We start from the raw sequence: 24,529 nt of genomic DNA, 5'->3' as shown, positions 1-24,529 counted from the left end.
TAGCCGGGTTTCTTTCGGCTGACGAGACGTTCCGAAACCTCCGCCCTTGAAACCAAAGCCGCCCTTACCCACTCCAGCCTCATGACCCTTTCCACCCATGTCGTCGACTTTCCCCCGGCCCAGCAGGCGGCGGTGCGGCGGATCAACGCCGTCCTGGCCCGCGCCCCGCGTCTGCGGACCGACCCCTGGCGGATCGAGGCGGGCCAGCGCCTGTCCCTGTGGTTGGACGCGGCCGCCGGGGCCGTCACCGTTCCCCGCCTGCGCAAGCGCGGCGTCACCGTCGAAATCCGCCAGACCGACGGCGAGACGCCCGTTCCCTTGCGCATCCTTAGGCCCGAAGGCCCGCCCCGCGCCGTGGTGCTGGACATTCACGGCGGCGGCTGGGTGCTGGGCAGCGCCGGTCTGAACGACCGGCTGAACGCCCATCTGGCCCGGCACGGCTTCTGCGTCGTCTCGGTCGATTACCGCCTGCTGTCCGAACGGCGCGGCGTCTATATCGACGCCGCCATCGCCGACTGTCTCGCCGCGGCCCACTGGACCGTGACCCATGTCGACGATCTGGGCGCCGCGACCGTCTTCCTGACCGGGGAATCCGCCGGCGGCCATCTGGCGGCCCTGACCGCCGTCGCCCTGCGCGACCAGGGGCTGATCGACAAGGTCAAAGGCTGCGTCTTCACCTATGGGGTCTTCGACCTCTCGGGAACCGAGGGCGTCCGCTCGGCCGGGCCCGAGACCCTGCTGTTCAACGGACCGACCATGCAGGCGGATCTGGCGCGGCTGGCGCCCGATCGGGACGAGGAAGCCCTGCGCCGACCCGACGTCTCGCCCCTCTACGCCGACCTTGAGGGCCTGCCGCCGGCCCTGTTCCTGGCGGGCGAATACGACCCCCTGTTCGAAGACAGTCTGCTGATGGCGACGCGCTGGGGCGAGGCGGCCGAGGCCGATCTGATCCGCGTCCCCGAGGCGCCGCACGGCTTCCTGCATTTCGGCGGCCCAGCCGCGCGCGGGGCGCGGGCGGCCGTCCGTCACTGGCTCAACAGGCGCCTGAAGTCATAAGGAAAATTCCCGATTGTGGGACTGAGGGATTTCCCTTACCTCACGAAACGTCACCACCGCGCGGTCCGGACGCGGGAATCGGGGAGAAGTAAGGCTTTGAACCCGGTCCTGTTTCGCCGTCCCCTCTATGGCTACGGCCTGGCGATCTGCGCCTGGCTGACCGCGTTCGGGGTGCGCATGGCCCTGGCCGACTGGTTCCCGCCGGGCTTCCCCTATCTGACCTTCTTCCCGGCCGTGGTGGTGATCGCCTATTTCTGCGGACTGGGGCCGGCGATCCTGACCGCCGTCCTGTCGGGCCTCAGCGCCTGGTGGTTCTGGATCGGGGCGCCGGGGTTCGACTGGAGCGCAGCGACCGGCCTGGCCCTGGCCTTCTACGTCTTCGTGGTGGCGGTCGACATCTTCTTCATCGTCGGCATGAATGCGGCGACCGACAATCTGAAGCGCGAAGTGGCGCGCAACGCCGCCCTGGCCGAGAGCCGCGACCTGTTGCTGAAGGAGGTCCAGCACCGGGTGTCCAACAACATCCAGGTGGTCTCCAGCCTGCTGCGGCTGGAGGCGGGCATGACCCGGGACGAGACGGCCCGGCGCGTCCTGTCGGAGGCTGCGGCCCGCACGGCCCTGATCGCCAAGGTGCAGCGCAGCCTGTTGGACGCCGACGGCGCCGCCGCCCCCTTCGACGACCTGGCCCGCCGCCTCGTCGCCGACGCCCTGGAGGCCACGGGCCGCACGGATGTGACGATCGAGGTCGAGCGCGCCTGCCACGCCCTGACGGCGGAAGAGGCGACGCCGGTCGCCCTGATCCTGCTGGAATGCGTCAACAACGCCCTGGAGCACGCCTTCCCCGGCCGCCCCGGCCGGATTGACGTCCGTCTCTATGAGGTGGACGGCGAACGCCGGCTGGAGGTGCGCGACGACGGCTGCGGCCCGCCGCCCGCCTTCGACCCCGGCCAGAGCCGCAGCCTGGGCCTGCGGATCGTTCTGGGCCTGACCGAACAGCTGCGCGGTCGGTTCAGCCTGATGGAAGGCTCGCCCGGCGCCCTGTGCCGTCTGACCTATCCGCGTCCCGCCGATCACTGATCGCCCGGCTTCCGTTTCTGTGGACAGCGCAAAGCCCTGATCCGCAAAAGCGAATTTGATCCGTCCACCGATATTCACAGGCTTGTCCACCGCCGCCGGGCCGGTCATGCACATCGGGGCGAGTTCGGGCGCTTGCCTCATACCGGCTTTCGCGAGAACGTCAACAGGCCGAGGGACACGGCGGCGCGGAAATCGGGGGAGACCCCGGCTTCAAGCGGACCGGCCCGGCTCTCCGACCCGGCGTAACGGGCGATCTTCAGGATCGTAACGAGCGTCAGGCGGGATCCAGGCTTCCGGCCTTCGACGGTCTTCAGGACCGGCGGACGCAGGGAGAACCGGATCGGGATCGACGGACGACGCGGACGCAATCCGCGGAACGCCTGAGACCCTGAGCGCGACAGGATACAGCCGACCGTCTTCGCGGGCTCCCGCCCCGACGACGCCCAGGCCGAGGTCCGAACCCGCCCGGCCAAGTCCAACCCGGACTTGGCGAGGGGACGAAGCACACGGGCTCCCCCGCACGCTTCGTCCCCTCGCTCAATTGGGGCGCTGCGCGGTCGCCGCCGTCGGATACGGCTTCATCGCTCCCCCGCCTTCCCAAGGCCGCCTTCCCCTCGTAAAGCAGGGCCATGATCCACCGTGGGAATCGCCTGCTGAGCCGTCGCCGCGCCCTGCTCGCGGGCGGGGCGGCCGTGGTCGCGGGGGCGGCCCTGGGCTTGAGGGGCTGCGGCCGGTCCGAGGCGCCGGTGGACGAACAGGGCCGGGTGCGGCTGCGCTTCGCCACCGACTGGCGCGCCCAGGCCGAACAGGGCGGCTTCTATCAGGCCCTGGCGACCGGCGCCTATGAGAAGCGCGGGCTGAACGTCCAGATCGTCCAGGGCGGGCCGGGCGTGAACGTGCCCCAGCTGCTGGCCTCGGGCGCGGTCGAACTGGGCATGGGGTCCAACAGCTTCATCCCGATGAATCTGGTCGCGGCCGGCGCGCCCGTTAAGGCCGTCGCCGCCTTCTTCCAGAAGGATCCCCAGGTCCTGATCGCCCACCCGGACCCGGCGCTGGAGACGATCGCCGACCTGAAGGGCCGCCCCTTCCTGCTGGCCGACGCCTCTATCAACGCCTTCTGGGTCTGGCTGAAGGCCAAATACGGCTTCACCGACGATCAGGTCCGCAAATACACCTTCAACCTGGCGCCCTTCTTGGCCGACGAGCGGGCGGTGCAGCAGGGCTATCTGACCAGCGAACCCTACACCATCGAACAGGAGGCGGGCTTCGAGCCCAAGGTCTTCCTTCTGGCCGACGAGGGCTATCCCTCCTACGCCGCCATGGTCCTGGCCCCAAACGCCTTCGCCCGAGACAATGCAACGGCCCTGCGCAGCTTCATCGCCGCCTCGGCGGAAGGGTGGCGCGACTATCTGCGGGGCGACCCGGCGCCGGGCGACGCCCTGATCCGCCAGGACAATCCGGAGATGACCCAGGCCATCCTGGACCAGGCCCGGCAGAAGCTGCGCGACAACGCCATCGTCGACGGGGGCGACGCCGCCCTCTACGGCCTGGGGGCCATGACCCCCGACCGCTGGCAGGCCTTCTTCGACGTGACCAGTCAGGCGGGCGTCTTCGATCCCGGCCTGAACTGGCGCGAGGCCTTCACCGACAACTATCTGCCGGGCCGTGGCTGAGCCCATCGCCGCCCTGCGCGGGGCGACGGTCGATCTGGCCGGGCGCCGCCCGCTGGGGCCGCTGAATCTGACCGTGGCGCGGGGCGAGATCGTGGCCCTGGTCGGCGCCTCGGGCGCAGGCAAGTCCACGACCTTGCGCCTGCTGGCCGGGCTCCAGTCGCCCAGCGCCGGAACCGTCGCGCGCGCCGTCGGACCGGGCCGCACCGGCTTCGTCTTCCAGAGCCCGACCCTGACGCCCTGGGCCGACGCCCGGGCCAACGTCGCCCTGCCGCTGGAGCTGGCGGGACGACCCCGCGCCGAGGCGCGCGAGCGGGCGGCCGCCGCCCTGAGCGCCGTGGGCCTGGGCGACCGGCTGGACGCCCGGCCGTCCGAACTGTCGGGCGGCATGGCCATGCGCGTCGCCCTGGCCCGCGCCCTGGTGACGGGGCCCGAGCTTCTGCTGCTGGACGAACCCTTCGCCGCCCTGGACAGCGTCACCCGCCGCCGTCTGATCGAGGACCTGCACGCCCTGTGGGCCGCGGCCGATCCCCGTCCCGCCGTCGTCTTCGTCACCCATGACGTCGAGGAGGCCGTCTATCTGGCGCAGCGGGTCGTGGTGCTGGAGGCGGCGACCGGCCGGCCCGTCGCCGATCTGCCCACGCCGGGCGCCCCGCCGCGCCCGGCCCGCTGGCGCGCCGATCCCGCCTATCGTCAGGCCGTGGAGACGACGGCCGAGGCCCTGGAGGCGGCGATGACGTCTCAGACGGCGGAGACTGCGGCGTGAGGCGGTCGGCCGAGCTGATCCCGCCCCTGCTGCTGGGCGTCGTCCTGCTGGCGGCCTGGGAGGGGGCCTGCCGTCTTCTGGACCTGCCGCCCTATTTCCTGCCGCCGCCCAGCGCCGTGGCCGCCGCCCTGATCGAGGCGGGGCCGCGTCTGGTCGCCTCCGCCTGGATCACCTTCGTCATGGCGGTCCAGGCCCTGATCGTCGCGGGCCTGGTCGGGGGCGGCCTGGCGCTTATGGTGTCGCTTCACGCCTCGGCCGAGCGGGCGGTGCGGCCCCTGGCGGTGGCGCTTCAGGTCACGCCGGTGGTGGCGGTCGCCCCCCTGGTCCTGATCTGGGCCGGGCTGGACCACGCCGACCGGGCGGTGGTCGCCCTGGCCGCCCTGGTCGCCTTCTTTCCCCTGTTCTCGGGCGTCCTGACGGGGCTGAAGTCGGCCGATCCGGATCTGGAGCGGCTGTTCGACCTCTATGGCGCCACGCCCCTGCAGCGGCTGTGGCGGCTGCGCCTGCCCTCGGCCCTGCCCTTTGCGCTGGAAGGTTTGCGGGTCGCGGCGGGCCTCGCTGTCATCGGCGCCGTGGTGGCCGAGTTCGTCTCGGGCTCGGGCGCGACGCAAGGCTTGGCTTGGCGGCTACTGGAGGCGGGAAACCGGCTGAGAACCGCCGAAATGCTGGCCGGGGTTCTGTGCCTGACCCTGCTGGGCCTGGCGCTGAACGCGGCCGTGAGATTGGTCGAGCGAATCGTGACGGTGCGAATCCGGGTCCGCCGTTAGCGGCGGATTAAGCGATGGCCGCCTAGGCTTGCCCGATGTCATTCGCCCGAGGCCGTCTCTTGCGCCCTGTCCTGCTCCTGTCCAGCGTCCTGTTCGCGGCCCTTATGGGCGCGGGCGCGGCTGCGGCCCAGGTCGCCACGACGTCCGAGGGGCTGCGCTATCTGTCCTGGCCCGGCAAGCCGCCGGTCGCCCGCGGCCCCGACGCCCGCGCCTCGTCCGCTCAGACGACCGCTCCGCGCGCGACTCTTGCCGCGCTTCCCCTGGCCCGGCTGGACGCCCCAGCCTCCACGGCCGTCGCTGCCCGGCGGGGCCTGACCCCCGCCAGCGACTGGCTCTCGCCCGCCGTCGCGTCCCAGCCGGTGTCGCAGCCCCGCCCCTATGAGGCGACGACGCCCCAGCCCGCTCCCGTTCAAGTCGCTTCTGCGCAGCCGGAACCTGTTCAAGCCCCAGTCGTCCAGCCCCCGGTCGTCAAGGCCCCAGTCGTCCAGGCCGCTGCGGACCGGAGCGCGCCAGCCCCCCAGAACGCGCTCCAACCAACGCCCCAGGCCGACGCCCCCGGCGATCCCATGGCGCCTCGCCGCGACGCCCCGATCTTCCGCCTGACGCAGACAAGCATGGCCGCCGCCGCCCCGGCCGCGACGCCGCCGGTTCAGACGGCCGCCGTTCAGGCCGAGGCGTCGCCGCTCGCCTCTGTCCCCTCGGCCGTTCCCCAGGGGGCCCGCTTCTATTCCGTCCATCGCCAGGCGGGTCATCGTCCTGACCCCATCCCCCAGGCGCAACCGGTCTATCTGGACGCCCTGCCGGTCGAGATGAGCCAGACGCCGTCCTCGGCGGACCTGGCTCAGCCCGACGGCCCGCCGGCCCTGATCCGCAATCGCGACGGCTCGGTGCGAGCCGCCCCGCCGTCGGCGGGCGGGTCCGACGCCGTGGACGAACGCTCATGAGCGAAGCCCTGCCCCCCGAAGACGCCGAGGCGATCAAGGCCTCGCGCCTGCCCCAGCTGATCGCCCTTGCGGAAGAGGCGTCCAGCGAGAAGCGCCGCCTGCTGCTGCGCGAACTGACCGACCAGTTCTTCGGCGACGTCGAGCATAGCGCGGCCGAGACCGACCTCTACGGCGCCGTGCTGGAAACCCTGTGCGAAGACATGGAGGTCGCGGTTCGGGCCGAGCTGGCCGCGCGGTTCGCCGTCGCGCCCGATGCGCCCCACAGCCTGATCAAACGGCTGGCCCATGATGCGATCGAGGTGGCCGAGCCGGTGCTGCGCGGCTCCACCGTTCTGACCGACGCCGATCTGATCGGCGTGGTCTCCAAACACGGCCAGGACCATATGCGCGCCGTCTCCGGCCGGGTCGAGGTGCCCGAGGCGGTGTCCGACATCATCGTGGCGCGCGGCGACGACCACACCCTGGGAACCCTGTTGCGCAACGACGGCGCCCGGCTGTCGCGCGCCGCCTCAGAGACCGCGGTCGAGCGGGCCAAGGTCAATCCGGCGCTTCACGCCCCCGCAGTCGAGCGCAAGGGCCTGCCGATCGACCTGCTGAACGACATGTATTTCGTCGTGGAGGCCCGGCTGCGCCACCAGATCCTAGAACAGAACGCCAGCCTGGACCCGGCCCTGCTGGAGGCGGCCCTGGCGGCCGGGCGCACCCGCGTCGCCACCAGCGACGGCGCCCTGCCCCCCGACTACGCCGAGAGCCAGGCCTATGTCGAAGAACTGCATGCAGCCGGCCAGCTGACGCCCCAGGTGCTGATCCGTTTCCTGCGGTCCAAGGGCCGGACCCCTTTCCTGGTCGCCCTGTCGCGCCTGGCCGACATCGACTTCCACACCGCGCGCGGCATCGTCGATCGCCGCGACCTGGACGCCCTGGCCGTGGTCTGCAAGGCGGCCGACATCGACCGGGCCATCTTCCTGACCTATGCGGTGTCGCTGCTGGGCGCGGATTCCAACCCGATGGGCAAGGCCGCCGCCTATGGCCGGATGTACGGCGAACTGACCACGGAGGCCGCCGGGCGCACCCTGCGCTTCTGGCGCATGCGCCGCGTCGCCCAGGCGGCCTGATTCCGACAGGTCGCTCTCCCTTTCCCTGCCGGGAGGGAGAGATGCGCCTCGTCCAAAAAAAGCGCCCGCCTCTGGAAGGAGGCGGGCGTTCTATACCGATCAGTCCGGGCTTACTTCTTGGCGCGCGGCGCGCGGGCCGGCTTACGGCCGCCCTGGCCCAGGCCCATCTGCTTGGCCAGTTCGGAACGCGCCTTGGCGTAGTTCGGCGCGACCATGGGATAATCCTTCGGCAGGTTCCACTTGGCGCGGTATTCTTCCGGGCTCATGTCGTATTTGGTGCGCAGATGGCGCTTCAGCGACTTGAACTTGCGGCCGTCTTCCAGGCAGATCAGGAAATCGGGGTTGATCGACTTGCGAATCGGCACCGCCGGTTCCTTGGGTTCCGGCTCGGCCTCGACCGGACCGCTCGAAACACCCGACAAGGCGGCGTGAATATTAGCGATCAACGCCGGAAGGGCCTCAGCCGTGACGGTGTTGTTGCCGACATAGGCCGATACGATGTCGGCGGTCATCTCGAGCAGTTCGGGCTTTTCTTCCATGCCTTGCGTCGCTTTCTGATTCTATTCAACTCGACTGAAACGCCAGCCGCGTTTTCACACCAGTCTCATAGAGTTATTGGTCGGCAAAAGCAATCGCAGAAGGAAACGCCGATTTTCGGCGGAAAAGCTTCGCGGAAAGCTGACAGGGATCAGCGGCCGAAGTCTTCGGCCAAGGCCAGCATCGCCGCTCGTTCCGGGGCTGAATATTCATCCACCTGTTCATCATCCCCGGCGCGAATAGCCTGCAACAGCGCCGGTGTCAGGGCCGATGACAGCGACCAGTTCCAGTAACGCAATACCGTCTGGGCCCGATCAACCGCCAGCAGGTCATAGGTGATCTGAACCCTCTCCCAGTCGGGATGAACCGAGCCGTCAGGCTGAACCTCGGGGCGACGCATGGATCTCCACAAGTTGTGGACGTCGGTCTTGGACAGGCCGGTCGCCTTACACAATATGGCCAGGGGTTCGCCCCCCGCGTCGCCCAGGATCTTGGCCCCCGTCAGGGGTTTGATCCCGGACAGATAGGCGATTTCACTGGCGATCTCGCGCGACAGGCCGTCGCGGGCGGCCGTGGCGACCGCCTGTTCCAGACTGTCGAAGGGGCTCTTTTCGATAGCGGCGCGGTTGCGCTGGCGCCGTTCGATGAATTGCAGGGCCTTGCGCGCGACCGGATCGGCCCAGCCCTCGCTCGCCGCCATGGGAAAGACGTCCTCAGCGACCTCCTGCATGACGTCGCGCGAGACGCCGAACCGCTGGAGAATGGTGCGCCGATCATCGGCGCCGCACCACCAGAACATCACATAGGCCCCCGACGGCCGCAGCTCCGGCCGCTTCAGAAGCAGGCCGCACAGATGCGGCTGGGTGCGACTGAGGCCCACCACCGTCTCGATTCCGGACTGGGACAGGCGGGCGGTGGGATTACGCAGCAGGGTCTCGATCACCTCCGGCTCGCCGAAGCCGACCAGGGTCTCGGTGACGATTTCCGACAGGCCGCGCCGCGCGGCCATGACGCGCCGGTGCTCGGCGCCCGCTTCGCGGGCGCAGGCGACCAGATCGGCGTCGCTGAGGGCGGCGCACTGTTCGATCAGCACCTGGGCGATCTCGATCTCGTCGCGCAGCAGCAGCCGAGCCAGGGCGTCGGGCAGTTCGGCCAGGGCGGCCAGCCGCCCCGCCACCCGGCGACGCTCCTCCGGCGAGGCGAGGCGCAGCATGTCGACCAGCAGGTCCCCGACCACCGACCGTTCGAAGGCGTTGATCCGGCTGGCGGGCAGGGAGACCACGTCGGCCAGCCGTTTCAGCAGGGCCCGGCGCGCCCTCAACGGCGGCGGCCCGGCCTCCTCTTCCTCGATCAAGGTTGGCGGCTGGCTCATGGCGCCACCCTAAAACCTGGCGGGTTAAGCCGAAGTATCGCCGATCCTCACAGGCCTTCGAACAGGGCGGTCGACAGATAGCGTTCGGCGAAGGAGGGGATGACCACGACGATGGTCTGGCCCGCGCTCTCGGGCCGGGCCGCCAGACGGAAGGCGGCGACCAGGGCCGCGCCCGAGCTGATGCCGACGGGAATCCCTTCCAGCCGGGCGGCCTTGCGGGCCATGTCGAAGGCCTCGTCGTTCGACACCTGCTCCACCCCGTCCACCACCGACGGATCATAGATGGCCGGGACGAAGCCGGCGCCTATGCCCTGGATCTTGTGCGGGCCGGGCGCGCCGCCGGACAGGACGGGCGAGGCCTCGGGCTCGACCGCGATCATGCGGATCGAGGGCTTCCTGGCCTTCAGGGCCTGACCGACGCCCGAAATGGTGCCGCCGGTGCCGACGCCGGCGACCACCACATCCACCGCCCCGTCGGTGTCGTTCCAGATCTCCTCGGCCGTTGTGGCGCGGTGGATGGCCGGATTGGCCAGGTTTTCGAACTGGGACGGGCTGACGGCGCCGGGCGTGGAGGCCAGCAGCTCCTCGGCCCGGGCGATGGCGCCCTTCATCCCCTTTTCAGCCGGGGTCAGCTCCAGCTGGGCGCCCAGCAGGGCCAGCATCTTGCGCCGTTCGATCGACATGCTCTCGGGCATGCACAGGATCAGCTTCAGCCCCTTGGCGGCGGCGACGAAGGCCAGGGCGATGCCGGTGTTGCCGCTGGTCGGTTCGATCAGGACGGTCTCGGGCGTGATCTTGCCCGCCGCCTCCAGCGCCTCGACCATGGCCACGCCGATCCGGTCCTTCACAGACGCGATCGGGTTGAAGAACTCCAGCTTGGCCAGGACCGTCGCCCCTTCGACCGGCGCCAGCTCGGCCGACAGGCGCGGCAGCCGCACCAGGGGGGTGTCGCCGATGGTGTCGACGATGGTGTCATAGACCTTGCCCCGGCCCTTCTTCACGTGACGGGACGCATCATAGTGGAAGTCGGACATGGGGCGGGCTCCGGGGTAGGGGACGGGTCGTTCAGGATGCGTAACAGATAGACGGCGCGTGCGATCCGCAAGGGGTCAGAGGCGATGATTTCTCTTGCCCGCGCTCAGTTCCGGCGCCGCCAGCCAGCCCTCGGCCCGCAAGGGGGCGACGCGGGCGCGAGAGACCGGGGCGGTCAGCCCGCCCTTCAGCTTCAGGACAAGGTTGCGGCCGTCCTCCACCACCCCGACCACGGCGGCCGTCGCCACCCACCAGGAGCGGTGGGTCTGACGCCCGTCCAGATCCGCCAGGCCTGCCATGGCCTGGGACAGGGACATCAGCACCAGTTCCGAACCCAGCGGGGTGTGGAGGCGGACATAATGGTCCTCCATCTGCAGGCACAGAACCTCGCGCCCCAGGCGGGCGGGCAGGCGGTCGCGGGGATCGGTCGAGGCGGGCGCCGGGCCGGACTCCCGCCGGACCTCCTGGTCTCGGATCGGCCGCCGGGCCAGCAGCCACAGGATCGCGCCCGTCGCCACGGCCCCGACGATCAGGCTTTGCCCATACCATTCCAACAGCCCGACCTCGAAGGTGCGGCCCCAGACGAGGCGCGCCAGTCCCCGGCTGATCAGGGTCATCGGCGCCGCCAGGCCGGCGACCGCCAGCGGCGCCCACAGCCAGGGCGACAGACCTCGCCTGAACGCCCAGCGCGCGGTCAGGGGCAGGGCCAGGGACAGAAGCCAGCCCGCCCACAGGCTGGCCGTCCAATAGACGATCCGCACCGTCGCCGGTCCGTTCATATAGGAGCCGAACGGGCCGATCAGGCCCAGCAGCACGCCCAGGGCCGTGGCGACGCCCAGCCCCAGCCGCGCCGCCCGCCAGACATCCGTTCGCGAATCCCCGATCTTCATCCGCCTGTTCTAGCGCCGGAACGGCCTTGGCGGAATCGGCCGACCGGCTGCGCCCGTTCGCCCGGCGGCGAACCCGTTCGCCCATTGGCGCAAAGCCGGATGCGGACCGCCCTCGCCCCCGGTCAGAAGGCGGACCGCAACCGCCGCAAACGAGGCTCCGACATGCTCCTGACCGCCGCCCTCCTGACCGCCGCCCTGACCCTTCAGGTCCAGCCGACGCCCCCGGTCCCACAGCCCCCGACGCCCGCCGCACCCCCGTCCGAGGCCGCCGTCGCCTTCGCCCGTTTGGAGATCCCGGACGGCGCCGGTCCGGCGATCGAGGCGGGGGTCTGGACGCCCGGCGCAGACGGCGGCGCCCGACGCCCCCTGATCGTCATTTCCCACGGCAACGGCGGCGATTTCCGCAGCCATGAGGCGACGGCCCGCGCCCTGGCCCAGGCGGGCTTCGTCGTCGCCGCCCTGACCCATACGGGCGACAACTGGCGCGACCAGAGCCGGGCGACCGACGTGGCCCAGCGCCCGCGCCAGCTTCGCGTCCTGATCGACTATCTGCTGAGCGACTGGACCGGCCGGACGGCGATCGACGCCGACCGCATCGGCGCCTTCGGCTTTTCCGCAGGCGGCTTCGCCGTCCTGACCGCAGCGGGCGGCGAGCCCGACCTGGGCCGGATCGGCGACCACTGCCGCGCCCACCCGGCCTTCTACGACTGCGGCCTGATCGCCGCCCGTGGCGCGCCGAAGACGGATCAGACCTGGGTGCATGACCGACGGATCAAGGCCGTGGCCGCCGCCGCCCCCGCCCTGGGCTTCGCCTTCACCCGCCAGGGCCTGTCGGGGGTCGCCCAGCCGGTCCAGCTGTGGCGGGGCGAAAACGACCGGGTCCTGCCCAGCCCCTTCTACGCCGAACCGGTGCGCGACGCCCTGCCCCGTCCGCCGGAATACCGGTCGATCCCCGGCGCCGGCCATTTCGACTTCTTGCCGCCCTGTTCGGCGCGCCTGGCCGAACTGGCGCCGGCCATCTGCGCCCCCACTCCCGGCTTCGACCGCGCCGCCTTCCAGCAGACCTTCAACCGCGACCTGATCGCCTTCTTCCGCCGCACCCTGACGGCGCCGGGCGGCGGGCGTTGAGATAAAAAAATGGCTGCGGACCGTGAAGTCCGCAGCCATAGAAGTCCTATAGACAATCTTTAAGACAACTTAGATTATGCTCAAAAAGGTGAAACGCATCGCGAGTTCCGTTCTTCTACACATTCAACCCACGCATCGGAACCACGAGGACCAGCGGCAATTTCGCAAAACCTAGCATTTCTTCGTAAACAAGTATAGTAATCGTCCCATTCGGGCGGGTAGCTACCGTCCCACGGGCTTTGCTGAACACTCACGAACGATTCGCCAACAATATTGAACCCGTCATCACTGCCGATAAAGGCGAAAACTGAGCAAAGAGCTGTCACAAATAGCAAACTTTTCTTCATATCGACCTCGTTGAATGCCAGTTGTACAAATTTTTACTATAAACTTACATTATTAATGTATATACATACTCTGCACGGACGGCAACTGGAACTTCATATCGAAACCGTACTTGGCGCGACGACTGTTAGCTGCTGATCACGCCGTAGTTCTGGTTGGCCGAAACACCGCCTGTGGAGCCCATATTTGCGTCCCCATCTCTCAAGACGCTCACCCGCTCAGGAATGAATGCTCGGACCTCCACATGCAGGCTCAGGTGCTGCTCGAACGCTATGACAAGGTCGGCTTCAATGCATCAAAAATTACGCCGGCGTAATGTTAAAGACGTCGAGGTATCGCATGATTGCCACTTTTCAGCCTCAGTCGTTAGCGCAGCAAGCGAAATCGCTCCCATGCGGTGATGGGGGAGCCGCCCCGGCGATCTCGCGACGGCTTGGCGGCTGAGAGACGATTGTGGTCGGCTCGGATCTCTGACGGACGGATAAGCAGACGGTCGTCGATAGGGTGGAGCGGGAGCGACCCGCGTCGATGGAAGGACCGAGTCGCCTCAGAACGCCTCCCAGCCGTCCTCGTCCGGGGCGGCGGAGGGGGCGGGGGCGGCGCCGCCGCGGCCGACGCTCTTTAAGGCCGTGACGGCGGCCGAGGGGGACGGCGGGGGCGTGACCGCGACGGGCGTCGGGGTGGAACTGCGGGCGGCGGCGGGGGCGGCGGCGCCGACCTTGAAGCGGGCGACGGCGGCGTGCAGGCCGTCGGCCTCCTGGGACAGGGCGTGGCTGGCGGCGGTGGACTGTTCGACCATGGCGGCGTTCTGCTGGGTCATCTGGTCCATCTGATTGACGGCCGTATTGACCTCGGCCAGGCCGGTGGCCTGTTCGGCGGCCGAGGCGGAGATGTCGGTCACCAGGCTTTCGATCTGGGCGACATGGGCCACGATCCGGTCCAGGGCTGCGCCGGTCTCGGTCACCAGTTTGACGCCCGATCCGACCTGGGCGGTCGATTGGGTGATCAGCCCCTTGATCTCCTTGGCGGCGTCGGCCGAGCGTTCGGCCAGGGCGCGCACCTCGGAGGCCACCACGGCGAAGCCGCGGCCGCTTTCGCCGGCCCGCGCCGCCTCGACCCCGGCGTTCAGGGCCAGGAGATTGGTCTGGAAGGCGATCTCGTCGATGACGCCGATGATCTGGCTGATCTGGCTGGACGAGCGTTCGATCTCGCCCATAGCGGCGACGGCGTCGCGCACCACCGAACCGCTCTTGTCGGCGTCGTCGCGGGCGGCCTGAACGGCGCCGGCCGCCTGGACCGCGCCTGAGGCGGTGGCGCGCACCGTGGCCGTGACCTGATCCAGGGCGGCGGCGGTCTCCTCCAGGCTGGCGGCCTGCTGTTCGGTGCGGCGCGACAGGTCGTCGGCGGCCTTGGCGATTTCGGCGGCGCCCGCATTGATGGCGCCCGTATTGGCGGCGATGGTGGCGATGGCCTGTTGCAGCCCGTCCACCGCCCCGTTGAAGTCGGTGCGCAGCCGTTCATAGGCGGCCGGGAAGGGATCGACGATGCGATAGGTCAGGTCGGCGCGCGCCAGGGCCTCCAGCCCATGGCCCAGGCCGGCGACGATGGCGGCCTGTTCGCGGGCGGTCGCCTCGCGCATCGCCTCGTCCGCGCGGCGGCCCTCTTCGTCCTTCAGCCGCAGTTGTTCGGCCTGATCGGCCTCGGCCCGGACGCGGGCGGCGATCAGGGCCTGGATGTCGACCACGGCGCGGGCGATGTCGCCGATCTCGTCCTTGCGGGCGGCCTCGCCCAGCTTGACCTCGGTCCGGCCCTGGGCCAGGGCGCGCAGATCGTCGGTCAGGCGGCGGATTGGCGCCACCATGCCGCGCACCCCCGCCAGGATCAGGCCCGCGCTGATCAGGAGGGCGGCGATGACGGCGGCGATCATGACGATGCGGCTGACGGCGGCCGTCGCCTTGGCGGCGGCGGCGTCGGACTGGGCCTCGATTTCGATCTTCTCGGCTGCGGCGCCCATGGCGGTTTCCAGCACGCCGAACTGATCCTGGAACTCGCCCATCCGCCGCTGGGCGGCGGCGGGGTCGGCCTCGGCCAGATCCACCATCTGGGCGGCGGCCTGGACATAGGTGCGAAGCGGCGCCTCCACCTCCTGAAGCGCGGCCTTCAGCTCAGGATCGGTCGCCAGCCGGGTGTTTTCGGCGACGGCGGCCTCAAACGTCTCGCGGTGCTCCTTCAACCCGGCCTTCATCTCGGCGGGATCGACGCCGTTGGCCGGGTCCGACGACAGCAGCGCCCCGAAGACGTCGGAGCGCAGGGCGTCGTGCATCATGTCGGCCTGCATATGGTTGCGCAGGATCGAGGCCGAGACCGTCGCCCGGTCCAGGGCGTCGCCCAGGTCGGCGTTCATCTTCAGTCCCAGACCGGCCGTGCCGACCGAGAGAAGGAGGATCGCGCCCCCCGCCGCCGTGACCTTCTTGCCGATCGTCCAGTTCATCGCGCGCGCTCCCACACAATTCCGAACGGGGTTACGGGAGTTTGGGTTAACGCGCCGTTGCCGGTCCGATACGGCTTGCCCCCAATGCAATGCGAAGGCCCGTGTTCACCTTCCGAAGCTAGGCTGGAGGTTCAACATCACGGACTTCCGGCCATGCAGAATGCTAAGCCCCGCTCCCTTCTCCGCCGTCTGGCGGCCCTGGCCGGTCTGGCCGCCGTCGCGGCGCCGACCTTCGCCCTGGCCCAGGCCGAGACGGAGATCGAACCGACCTGGGCCTTCGCGGCCGAATACACCGCCGACGTCACGGGCGTCGTCTCGGGCGCGGCCGCGCGGGCGGGCCGCTATCTGGACAATCTGAGCGTCAGCCTGGACGGGGATCTGGAACGGGCCTGGAGCTGGCGCGGCGCGCGGCTGCATCTGTCGGGCCTTTACAACGGCGGGGGCGAGCCCAACGCCCTGGCCGGAACCCTGCAAGGGGTCGACAATATCGAGGTCGCCGCCCAGGGCGCGCGGCTGTACGAAGCCTGGATCGAACAGGACCTGGGCTGGGGCAGTCTGTTGGGCGGCCTGTATGACCTGAACAGCGAATTCTACGCCACCGAGGCCTCGGGCCTGCTGCTGGCGCCGCCGTTCGGCATCGGCTCGGAACTGGCCTCCACCGGTCCGAACGGCCCGGCCATCTTCCCCTCCACCTCCCTGGCGGCGCGGCTGCGGATCGGGGACGTCGAGACCTTTTACGCTCAAGGCGCGGTGGTGAACGCCGACGCCCGCACGATCGGCGACCGGGGCGGGGTGGCCACCACCCTGGATCACGGCGTCCTGGGCATCGTCGAGGTCGGGGGCCGCGTCAACGGGGCGGGCCGCTACGCCGTCGGCGTCTGGCGCTATGACCAGCATCAGGACGACATCCGCGACCTGACGCCCGACGGCGAACCGGCCCAGAGCCTGGCGCGCGGCGCCTACGCCCTGGCCGAGGGGCGGGTCTATGGGACGGCGAACCCGGACGGGCCCCAGGTCGATCTGTTCGGCCGGATCGGCGCCTCGGACGGGGACACCACCGATTTCGAAGGCGGCTGGCAGGCCGGCGTCCTGGTCAGCCAGGTCTGGGCGGGCCGCCCCGACAGCCAGGTCTCCTTGGGCGTCCATCAGGGCTGGCTGTCCGACAAGGGCCGCGCCAACATCGCCGACGCCGGCGACGACCCCGCCCATTACGAAGAGGGGCTGGAGCTGACCTACGCCGACCGGATCGGCCGTTTCACCCTCCAGCCGGACGTCCAGCTGATCCGCTACGCCGGAGGTCTGCGCGACGCCGACACGGTGGTGGTGGTCGCGCTGCGGGTCACGACCGCCCTCTATTAATCCACCACGGCGCGGGCGGGGTCGAAGCCGACCACCTCGCGGATCACGATCATGCTGCGATAGCTGCGGACCCCCTTTTCCGGGACCAGTTCGCGGATGCCGAAGGCTTCGTAATCGGCCATGGTCGGGACGGCCACGGTCAGCAGATAGTCCGTCTCGCCCGTCACGTCCCAGGCGCCCTGGACCTCGGGACTGGCCTTCATGGCCTGCTGGAAGGCGGTCATGACCTTGCGATCCTGAGTGTTCATCTCGACCAGGACATGCAGGACGATGCGCGGCTTGATCCGGGCCGGATCGACCAGGGCGACGTCGGCGACGATGACCCCTTCGGCCCTGAGCCGCCGCATCCGCCGCAGCACCGCCGATTCCGACAGGCCCACCGCCTGGGCCGTGACCCGCGCCGGCTCCTGATTGTCGCGCCGCGCCCGCGCCAGCAGCCGCCGGTCAAACTCGTCCAGGGTGACGAAATCCGTCATATTATGCTCTTTAAAGCCGCTTTTCGGCGCAAGGAGGCCGGAAATCGGCGAGATACGCGAGCGGCTTTGGGCTATCTCTCGTCCCATGACCGCGCCCAGCCTGAGCCCGAGCCTGCAGTCCCCGCTGATCGCGCGGCTGATCCCCTACGCCGCCCTGTTCGCGGGGATGATGATCCTGGCGGGGGGCACATCCTTCGCCAAGAGCCTGTTTCCGGTGATCGGGGCGCAAGGGGCCACCGCCTATCGCGTCGGGATCTCGGCCCTGCTGCTGGTTCTGGTGTTCCGGCCCTGGCGGTTCGCCCTGACCCGGGCCGATCTGAAGGCCGTCGTCCTGTACGGCGCCGTCCTGGGGGCCATGAATCTGAGCTTCTACATGGCGCTGCGCACCATTCCGCTGGGCGTGGCCATCGCCATCGAATTCATCGGGCCGCTCAGCCTGGCCCTGATCCATTCGCGCCGGCCGATCCATTTCGTCTGCGTCGGTTTCGCTGTGCTGGGCCTGGGCCTGCTGCTGCCGCTGAAGGGCGGAGCGGGATCGCTGGACCCGGTCGGCGTGGCCCTGGCCGCCTTCGCCGGCCTGTGCTGGGCGCTGTACATCATCTTCGGCAAGCGGCTGACCCATTTGCATCCGGGCCAGTCGGTGGCCCTGGGCATGAGCGTGGCGGCGATGGTCGTCGTCCCCTTCGGCCTCGCCCACGCCGGGGCGGCCCTGTTCAACCCGGCCATCGTCGTCGCCGGCCTGGCGGTGGCGATCTTCTCCAGCGCCCTGCCCTATTCGCTGGAGATGGTGGCCCTGCGCGGCATTCCCAAACGCACCTTCGGCGTGGTGCTCAGCGCCGAGCCCGCCATCGGCGCCCTGGCCGGGCTGGTCGTCCTGCACGAACATCTGACCAGCCGGCAATGGATCGCCATCGCCGCCATCGTCATCGCCTCGGTCGGCGCCATCGCGACGACGCGGGAGACGCCGGTCGCCGGAGATCCGGTTTAACCCCCCCTTCACCCCCCGTTAACCATGATGGCGCAAACGGTTAACGCCTGTTTCTGGGGTTCGTCTTGCACACTCTCGTCGCCGCCGTCGAAGCGATCGACCCGCTGGTCGTGACCGGCAAGGTCGCGGGCGTCTCGGGCCTGCTGATCGAGTCGCGAGGGGGTCTGTCGCGGCTGGCGGTCGGGGCGCGGGCCGAGATCGGGCGGCGCGGGCTGGAGCCCCTGCCGGCCGAGGTGGTGGGCTTCCGCGACGCCAAGGCCCTGTTGATGCCGTTCGGCCCCGTCGAGGGGGTGGCGCCGGGCGCCGAGATCCGCATCGTCGACCAGGCCGCCAGCGTGCGCCCGACCACCGCCTGGCTGGGGCGGATCATCGACGCCTTCGGCAATCCGATCGACGGCCTGGGCCCCCTGCCCCAGGGGCCGGCGCCCTATCCCCTGCGCGCGCCCCCGCCCCCGGCCCATTCGCGCGGCCGGGTGGGCGAGCGGCTGGACCTGGGGGTGCGGGCCATGGACGTCTTCACCACCACCTGCCGGGGCCAGCGGCTGGGCATTTTCGCCGGTTCGGGCGTGGGCAAGTCGGTGCTTTTGTCCATGCTGGCCAAACAGGCCAGCTGCGACGCGGTCGTGGTCGGCCTGATCGGCGAACGGGGCCGCGAAGTGCGCGAGTTCGTCGAAGAGACCCTGGGCGAAGAGGGGCTGAGACGCGCCGTCGTCGTGGTCGCCACCAGTGACGAGCCGGCCCTGAAACGCCGCCAGTCGGCCTATATGACCATGGCCATCGCCGAATATCTGCGCGACCAGGACCTGGAGGTCCTGTGCCTGATGGACAGCGTCACCCGTTTCGCCATGGCCCAGCGCGAGATCGGCCTGGCGGCGGGCGAGCCGCCGACGACCAAGGGATACACCCCCACCGTCTTCACCGAACTGCCCAAGCTGCTGGAACGCGCCGGACCGGGACCGGTGCGGCCCGACGGCACGACCGCAGCCCCCATCACCGCCCTGTTCACCGTCCTGGTGGACGGGGGCGACCATGACGAGCCCATAGCCGACGCGGTTCGAGGCATTCTGGACGGCCATATCGTGATGGACCGCAAGATCGCCGAGCGTGGACGTTTCCCCGCCATCGACGTGCTTAAGTCGGTCAGCCGGACCATGCCCGCCTGCCAGACCCCGCCCGAGCGCGAGCTGAACAAGCGGGCGCGCCAGTGTCTGTCGGCCTATGGCAATATGGAGGAGCTGATCAAGATCGGCGCCTACCGCACCGGCGCCGACCCGATCGTGGACCGGGCCATCGCCCTGAACCCCGCGCTGGAAGAGTTTCTGAGCCAGGACAAGGACGACGTCACCCGTCTTTCCGATTCCTTTACCCGGCTGGAGACTATTCTGAACCAAGGCATGATCAGAGAGTGACGAAATGACCGCTTGGGCCCAATCCCTGATCCGCATCTCCAACTATGAGGTCGAAACCCTCCAGAAGCGCCTGGCCGAGGTCAGCGCGCGCCGGGCCACGGCCGAGATGCGGCTGGCGGTTCTGGACGCCGAGGTCGAGGTGGAGCGCGAGCGCGCGCGCCTGGACGCCGACGCCAATATGATGCTGGCCGCCTATCTGAACGGCTGGAAGGCCCGCCGCGCCGCCGCCGAAAGCGATCTGAGCGTCATCGACGCCGAAGAGGCCGGGGCCCGCGACGCCCTGACGGGCGCCTTCGAAGAGCTGAAGAAGTTCGAACACGTCGCCGAAACCACCCGGCTGAACAAGCTGATCGCCATCGCCAAGCGCGAAACCGCCGCCTTCGACGAGCTGGGCCTGCGGAAACGTGCGGTCTGAGAATCCTCAGACCTTCCCCCGCTTGCGGGGGAATTGTCAGCTCGTCGAGCGGAGCGAGAGGGCTGACGATGGGGGAAGTCTTCTGTTGAGCAGCACTTCCCTCTCCGACCCTGGTTCGCTTCGCAAACGCCGGGCCACCTCTCCCGCAAGCGGGAGAGGGTTTGGTCTCTCTCGCCGCGCCGTGATCGCCTCGTCGCTGGCCCTGGCCGCCTGCGACCGCACCTCGGCCGAACCGACCCCGCCGAACCTTCCCGCGCTGAAGTCCGTCGCCCCCGCCCCGTTCGGCACGGCGATCAGGGCGATGCAGATCGACGACCCCGACTGGGTCGCCCTGGCCCGCGCCCAGGTCTCTCAACTCACGCCCGAGTGGGAGATGAAGATGGAATATGTCCTGGCCGACGGGCTGGACCGGCCCCGGTTCGACCGGTCGGACCGGATCGCCGCCTTCGCCGCCCGGCACGGCATGGCCCTGCACGGCCATACCCTGATCTGGTATTCGCAAGGGGCCGAGGCCTTTGCGGGCCTGTCCGGCGCGGCCTTCGACCGGGCCTTCGACGGCTATGTCGCCGCCGTGGCCGGCCGGTATCGCGGCAAGGTCCGCAGCTGGGACGTGGTCAATGAGCCCATCCTGGACAACGGCTCGGGCCTGCGCGACTGCCACTGGAGCGCCCGATACGGCCACGACGGCTATATTCTGCGCGCCTTCGAACAGGCGCGGGCGGCCGATCCGGACGCGGTGCTGTTCCTCAACGAATACAATCAGGAAAGCGTGCCGGCCAAGGGCGTCCAGTTCCTGAAACTGGTCGAGCGGCTGTTGAAGGCGGGGTGTCCGCTTCAGGGGCTGGGGCTGCAGTCGCATCTTTGGATCGACATCCCCGAGGGGGCGATCCGCGCCTTCATGCGCGAGGCGGCCCAGTTCGGCCTGCCGATTCATGTGTCGGAGCTGGACTGCACCCTGCGGACCGAGAACCGGCTGGACCTGCGCGGCGCAGGTCAGCGCACGGGCTTGCAGACGGCGCGGGTGCGGGAGCTGGCGGAGGCCTTCAACGCCCTGCCGGCGGCCCAGAGGTTCGCCTTCACCGTCTGGGGCCTGCGCGACACCGACAGCTGGTATCGTCAGGGCGACAAGGACGACGGGCGCGACCGGCCCCTGCCCTTCGACGGCGCGGGACGACCGGGGCCGATGGCGGCGGCCTTGGCCCAGGGGTTCACGGACTGAAAAAGACCGGCTTCGGGCGGTCGGCCGGGAGACCGCCCGAAGTCGGATCAGGGTCTCAGGACTTCTTCTTGGCCGTTTGAGCCGGGGTCTCGGCGCGCTGATGACGGCTGTGGCGGGCCGGGCGCTGACGGGCGGCCGAGGTCGTCGAATGGGCGGTCGACGCGGTCGCGGCCGGGGCGCGGCCAGCGGCGGCGGCCGAAGCGGGGGCCGAGGCGGGGACGGTTCCGGCGAAGGCGGCGCCGCTGCTCAGGGCGACGACGGCCAGGGCGCCCAGGACGGCGGAGGTGCGGAAGGATTTCATCTGAAGTCTCTCTGTGTTGAGAACGTCCGTTCGTTTCGGACGACCCGTTTCTCGACGCCGGCTCCGGCGGGCGATGGGCGGTTCGGTGTCGGCCCGTGTCGGCGGGGCGGAGATTTGTGTCCGACTGTGTCGGCCGCCTTTTCGCCATCAGCCGGGCGGACAGAGACGACCGACCCGCCACGCTGAACCCGCCCCATGACCGCCGCCCCGCCCGTGCTTCTGGTCGTCGACGACGACCGCGACATCCGCACCCTTCTGGCCGACCATCTGGAACAGCACGGCTTTCGCACCGTAAAGGCGGCCGACGGGCGGGCGGCCAAGGCGGCGCTGGAGGCCGGGCCGGTCGATCTGGTGGTGCTGGACCTCAATCTGCCGGACGAGGACGGCCTAAGCCTGTGCCGCGCCATCCGGGCGACGTCGCAGACCCCGGTCATCATGCTGACGGCGCGCGGCGATCCGATCGACCGGATCGTGGGGCTGGAGATGGGGGCGGACGACTATATGGCCAAGCCGTTCGAGCCGCGCGAACTGGTGGCGCGCATCCGCACCGTCCTGCGCCGCGCGCGCGCGGAGGCCGAGCCGGTCCAGGGGCGCTGCGCCCAGTTCGCCGGCTGGTCCCTGGACGTCGCCGCCCGCGCCCTGACGGCGCCGGACGGGCGGGTGGCGCCCTTGTCTGGGGCCGATTTCGACCTGCTTCACGCCCTGGTCCGAAACGGGGGGCGGCCCCTGTCGCGCGAGCGCATCCGCGCCCTGTCCACCGTCGCCGACGCCGACGACCGGGCGGTCGATCTGAGGGTCAGCCGCCTGCGTCAGAAGCTGGGCGACGACGCCAAGAACCCGGTCCTGATACGCACGGTGCGCAGCCTGGGCTATATGTTGTCGGGGCCGGTGACGTGGCGCGCCTAGGCCGGGGCGTGAGGCGGGGGCTGGGCGGCGCCGTCGACGGATCCACGGTCCGGCTGTTCGCCCTGGTGCTGCTCGGGGCCTTGGCGGCGGCGGCGGTGACCTTTCTGGCGCTTCAGCTGGGCCGTCATCACTGGCTGAAACAGGCCCATGACTTCACCACGGCCGAGCGGATCGGCGACCTGGCCCAGGCCGACGACGATCCGGCCGCCGCCGTGGCCGTGGCCCTGACCCCGGCCGAGGGACAGCGGCGCGGGCCGCCCGACCCCGCCCTGACCCAGGCGGTGGCCCAGGCCCTGGCCCGACGCGGCGTGACCGGGGTCAAGGTGCGGGCCTATGAGGCGGCCAAGGCCGCCTGCGGCGCCCAGGCGGACGCGGCCCTTCGCTGTCGCATCCTGACCCTCGATCCGCAGGACGGGACGGCCGTGGCCCCCGTGGCGGTCAGCCTGCCGCCCGCCCCGCGGCCCTGGAGCCTGGGGCGCGACAGCGCACTGTTGCTGGCCGTCGGCCTGGCGACGGTGGCGGCGACGGCCTGGCTGGCCTCACGCCGGGCAGCGGCGCCCCTGGCGCGGCTGTCGGCCGGGGCCGAGGCCCTGGGCCGGGACCTGGACGGCCCGCCCCTGGCGGTGGAGGGGACGCGCGAGGTGCGCCAGGCGGCCATGGCGCTGAACGCCATGCAGACCCGGCTTCAGGCCCTGATCGCCGAACGGGCCCGCGTCCTGGCCGCCGTGGCCCACGATCTTCAGACGCCCCTGACCCGGCTGAGGCTGCGGGTCGAAAAGGTGGCGGACGAGACCCTGCGCGCCCAGCTGATCGCGGATCTGGCGGCCATGCAGCATCTGGTGCGCGAGGGGCTGGACCTGGCGCGGCTGGAGACCCGGATCGAGCCGATCGTCCCGGTCGATCTGGACGCCCTGCTGTCGGCCCTGTGCGAGGATGCGGCCGAGGCGGGCCAGCCGGTCGTCTTCGTTCAGGGCTGCGGGGCGGTGCGGCCGACCCGGCCCCTGGCTCTGAGGCGGTGCCTGACCAATCTGATCGACAACGCCGTGCGCCACGGCGGCGATGCGGCGGTCCGGGCCGAGGTCGAGGGCGAGACGGTGCGTCTGATCGTCCGCGACCACGGGCCGGGCGTGCCCGAGGACCGGCTGGAGGCCCTGTTCGAGCCCTTCTACCGGCTGGATCCCTCGCGGTCGCGCGACAGCGGCGGCTCGGGCCTGGGCCTGACCATCGCCCGCCGCATGGCCGAGATCGCCGGCGGCCGCCTGACCCTGGCCAATGCGCCGGAGGGCGGGCTGGAGGCGACGGTGACCTTCGCGCCGGACGAAGAACGGGGCTGATCGACAGGTGTCGGCCAACCCTTGAGTTCCCATATTGGAAACTTCCCCTTGTTTCCAGATTGGAAACATGCGATACGAACCCATGAACGTGATCGCGAAATCAGCCCTGGTGAAGTTCTGGGAGGCCCAGCCGAAGGGCAAGCCCCAGGATACGGCGAAGGCGGCGATGATCGAGTGGCACACTGCCGCCTCGGATGCCGACTGGAACAACTTCGCAGAGCTGAAGGCCACCTTCAGCAGCGCCGACTATGTGGTGGACGGCAAGATCGTCTTCGACGTGGGCGGCAACAAATACCGGATCGTCGGTCTGGTGGGGTTTCGGGCCAAGAGGATTTTCATCCTCTTCGTCGGGACTCACGCTGAATACGACAAGATCGATGTGGCGAAACTATAGGATTGGAGAGAGCGACGATGACGATGGACATAAGCACGATCCGCACCCTGGCTGACGAGGCCGAATACCAAGCGGCGCTGAAGGCGGTGCGGCCCTATTTCGAGAACGAACCTGCTGAAGGCTCTGAGGCGGCCGCCCATTACGACGCCCTGGTCCTGCTGATCGAGGACTATGAGCGCCGGCACTATCCAATCCCACGGGCCGAGCCGGTCGATGTGCTGAAGTTCGTCATGCAGGCGAACAACTATACGCAGTCAGATCTGACCGAGATCCTCGGCTCCAAGGCGCGCGCCTCCGAGCTGCTGAACGGCAAGCGGGAGATCAACCTCGATCAAATCCGAAAGATCAGCCGGGCTTGGCGGATTCCGGCCGGATCGCTTGTCGGCGACTTAGCCGCCTAACACGGTCAAGGGCGCCCATGTCCTCCACGCCAGGAACACAACTAGAAGCGACATCGGTCCTGCTCACCACCAGATCGCCCAGCTGCATCCGAACGCCCGGTTCGCAGCCTCTAAAGGCTTAAAGCCCTTTTCAGGAG

Annotated in this window: 25 protein-coding genes; 17 read left to right on the top strand and 8 right to left on the bottom strand. The window is 69.7% G+C overall.

Annotated features, from left to right (window positions below; genetic code table 11):
• Positions 1-81 precede the first annotated feature (81 nt).
• Both ACW178_RS05980 and ACW178_RS05975 read left to right on the top strand, forming a co-directional pair.
• Complete coding sequence (locus ACW178_RS05980) at positions 82-1,056, top strand: alpha/beta hydrolase (protein ID WP_287104096.1); 975 nt, start codon at positions 82-84, stop codon at positions 1,054-1,056.
• Positions 1,057-1,152: 96 nt separating this feature from the next.
• Complete coding sequence (locus tag ACW178_RS05975) at positions 1,153-2,133, top strand: sensor histidine kinase (RefSeq protein WP_492024966.1); 981 nt, start codon at positions 1,153-1,155, stop codon at positions 2,131-2,133.
• 137 nt (positions 2,134-2,270) lie between these two features.
• On the opposite strand, the gene ACW178_RS05970 is transcribed toward ACW178_RS05975, so the two are convergent.
• Complete coding sequence (locus ACW178_RS05970) at positions 2,271-2,639, bottom strand: hypothetical protein (protein ID WP_492024965.1); 369 nt, start codon at positions 2,637-2,639, stop codon at positions 2,271-2,273.
• Positions 2,640-2,762: 123 nt separating this feature from the next.
• Here ACW178_RS05970 and ACW178_RS05965 point away from each other — a divergent pair, with 123 nt between their 5' ends.
• The 5 genes from ACW178_RS05965 to ACW178_RS05945 are packed head-to-tail and all read left to right on the top strand — an operon-like array spanning position 2,763 to position 7,395.
• Positions 2,763-3,806 (top strand): ABC transporter substrate-binding protein, encoded by a 1,044-nt coding sequence (locus ACW178_RS05965; RefSeq protein ID WP_492024964.1) that lies wholly within the window; start codon positions 2,763-2,765, stop codon positions 3,804-3,806.
• Positions 3,799-4,569, top strand: a complete 771-nt coding sequence (locus tag ACW178_RS05960) for an ABC transporter ATP-binding protein (protein WP_287106374.1) — start codon at positions 3,799-3,801, stop codon at positions 4,567-4,569. Before ACW178_RS05965 ends, ACW178_RS05960 begins: the two co-directional genes overlap by 8 nt.
• Positions 4,566-5,336 (top strand): ABC transporter permease, encoded by a 771-nt coding sequence (locus ACW178_RS05955; RefSeq protein WP_492024963.1) that lies wholly within the window; start codon positions 4,566-4,568, stop codon positions 5,334-5,336. Before ACW178_RS05960 ends, ACW178_RS05955 begins: the two co-directional genes overlap by 4 nt.
• 59 nt (positions 5,337-5,395) lie before the next feature.
• Positions 5,396-6,280: a hypothetical protein gene (locus ACW178_RS05950; RefSeq protein ID WP_492024962.1), complete on the top strand. Its 885-nt coding sequence runs from the start codon at positions 5,396-5,398 to the stop codon at positions 6,278-6,280.
• A complete protein-coding gene (locus tag ACW178_RS05945; protein ID WP_191555217.1) occupies positions 6,277-7,395 on the top strand; it encodes a DUF2336 domain-containing protein in 1,119 nt (372 codons plus the stop codon). Before ACW178_RS05950 ends, ACW178_RS05945 begins: the two co-directional genes overlap by 4 nt.
• Before the next feature lie 110 nt (positions 7,396-7,505).
• Here ACW178_RS05945 and ACW178_RS05940 read toward each other — a convergent pair whose 3' ends face one another.
• The 4 genes from ACW178_RS05940 to ACW178_RS05925 form a co-directional block, all read right to left on the bottom strand.
• Positions 7,506-7,934, bottom strand: coding sequence for a Ros/MucR family transcriptional regulator (locus ACW178_RS05940; RefSeq protein ID WP_054764874.1), 429 nt, complete (start codon positions 7,932-7,934; stop codon positions 7,506-7,508).
• A gap of 149 nt (positions 7,935-8,083) precedes the next feature.
• Positions 8,084-9,304, bottom strand: coding sequence for a DUF2336 domain-containing protein (locus ACW178_RS05935; RefSeq protein ID WP_228186135.1), 1,221 nt, complete (start codon positions 9,302-9,304; stop codon positions 8,084-8,086).
• A gap of 47 nt (positions 9,305-9,351) precedes the next feature.
• Positions 9,352-10,338, bottom strand: coding sequence for a cysteine synthase A (gene cysK, locus ACW178_RS05930; RefSeq protein ID WP_492024961.1), 987 nt, complete (start codon positions 10,336-10,338; stop codon positions 9,352-9,354).
• Between the two features lie 75 nt (positions 10,339-10,413).
• The gene (locus ACW178_RS05925) at positions 10,414-11,226 is read right to left on the bottom strand and encodes a LytTR family DNA-binding domain-containing protein (protein WP_287104969.1); all 813 of its coding nucleotides are present in this window, start codon (positions 11,224-11,226) and stop codon (positions 10,414-10,416) included.
• A gap of 162 nt (positions 11,227-11,388) precedes the next feature.
• On the opposite strand from ACW178_RS05925, the gene ACW178_RS05920 reads away from it, so the two are divergent.
• The gene (locus tag ACW178_RS05920; protein WP_492024960.1) at positions 11,389-12,354 is read left to right on the top strand and encodes an alpha/beta hydrolase family protein; all 966 of its coding nucleotides are present in this window, start codon (positions 11,389-11,391) and stop codon (positions 12,352-12,354) included.
• Between the two features lie 892 nt (positions 12,355-13,246).
• Here the strand turns inward: ACW178_RS05920 and ACW178_RS05915 are convergent.
• Entirely contained in the window at positions 13,247-15,190 is a 1,944-nt protein-coding gene (locus ACW178_RS05915) for a HAMP domain-containing methyl-accepting chemotaxis protein (protein ID WP_492024959.1), read from the bottom strand.
• A gap of 153 nt (positions 15,191-15,343) precedes the next feature.
• On the opposite strand from ACW178_RS05915, the gene ACW178_RS05910 reads away from it, so the two are divergent.
• Entirely contained in the window at positions 15,344-16,549 is a 1,206-nt protein-coding gene (locus ACW178_RS05910; protein WP_492024958.1) for a carbohydrate porin, read from the top strand.
• On the opposite strand, the gene ACW178_RS05905 is transcribed toward ACW178_RS05910, so the two are convergent.
• Positions 16,546-17,025 (bottom strand): Lrp/AsnC family transcriptional regulator, encoded by a 480-nt coding sequence (locus ACW178_RS05905; RefSeq protein ID WP_191558917.1) that lies wholly within the window; start codon positions 17,023-17,025, stop codon positions 16,546-16,548. The genes ACW178_RS05910 and ACW178_RS05905 overlap by 4 nt on opposite strands.
• 85 nt (positions 17,026-17,110) lie before the next feature.
• Between ACW178_RS05905 and ACW178_RS05900 the strand changes: the two genes are divergently transcribed.
• The 4 genes from ACW178_RS05900 (at position 17,111) to ACW178_RS05885 (ending at position 21,056) form a co-directional block, all read left to right on the top strand.
• Positions 17,111-18,013, top strand: coding sequence for an EamA family transporter (locus ACW178_RS05900; RefSeq protein WP_191558918.1), 903 nt, complete (start codon positions 17,111-17,113; stop codon positions 18,011-18,013).
• A gap of 65 nt (positions 18,014-18,078) precedes the next feature.
• Positions 18,079-19,422: a flagellar protein export ATPase FliI gene (fliI, locus tag ACW178_RS05895; protein ID WP_191558919.1), complete on the top strand. Its 1,344-nt coding sequence runs from the start codon at positions 18,079-18,081 to the stop codon at positions 19,420-19,422.
• Positions 19,423-19,426: 4 nt separating this feature from the next.
• Positions 19,427-19,837: a flagellar export protein FliJ gene (locus tag ACW178_RS05890; protein ID WP_054764866.1), complete on the top strand. Its 411-nt coding sequence runs from the start codon at positions 19,427-19,429 to the stop codon at positions 19,835-19,837.
• Positions 19,838-20,018: 181 nt separating this feature from the next.
• Positions 20,019-21,056, top strand: a complete 1,038-nt coding sequence (locus ACW178_RS05885; protein WP_224762264.1) for an endo-1,4-beta-xylanase — start codon at positions 20,019-20,021, stop codon at positions 21,054-21,056.
• A gap of 55 nt (positions 21,057-21,111) precedes the next feature.
• Here the strand turns inward: ACW178_RS05885 and ACW178_RS05880 are convergent, their stop codons facing one another.
• On the bottom strand, positions 21,112-21,357 hold the full coding sequence (locus tag ACW178_RS05880) for a hypothetical protein (RefSeq protein WP_191558921.1): 246 nt from the start codon (positions 21,355-21,357) through the stop codon (positions 21,112-21,114).
• 195 nt (positions 21,358-21,552) lie between these two features.
• On the opposite strand from ACW178_RS05880, the gene ACW178_RS05875 reads away from it, so the two are divergent.
• From ACW178_RS05875 to ACW178_RS05860, 4 genes are all read left to right on the top strand, one after another.
• On the top strand, positions 21,553-22,263 hold the full coding sequence (locus tag ACW178_RS05875) for a response regulator (RefSeq protein ID WP_191558922.1): 711 nt from the start codon (positions 21,553-21,555) through the stop codon (positions 22,261-22,263).
• A complete protein-coding gene (locus tag ACW178_RS05870) occupies positions 22,251-23,597 on the top strand; it encodes an ATP-binding protein (RefSeq protein WP_492024957.1) in 1,347 nt (448 codons plus the stop codon). Before ACW178_RS05875 ends, ACW178_RS05870 begins: the two co-directional genes overlap by 13 nt.
• Positions 23,598-23,679: 82 nt before the next feature.
• Positions 23,680-23,991, top strand: a complete 312-nt coding sequence (locus ACW178_RS05865) for a type II toxin-antitoxin system HigB family toxin (protein WP_042823454.1) — start codon at positions 23,680-23,682, stop codon at positions 23,989-23,991.
• Positions 23,992-24,008: 17 nt separating this feature from the next.
• Positions 24,009-24,392, top strand: a complete 384-nt coding sequence (locus tag ACW178_RS05860; protein WP_152949606.1) for a helix-turn-helix domain-containing protein — start codon at positions 24,009-24,011, stop codon at positions 24,390-24,392.
• The last annotated feature ends 137 nt before the right edge of the window (positions 24,393-24,529 follow it).

The sequence above is a fragment of the Brevundimonas sp. AVps4 genome (assembly GCF_058681525.1).
This window is presented reverse-complemented; position numbering and strand designations above follow the sequence as displayed.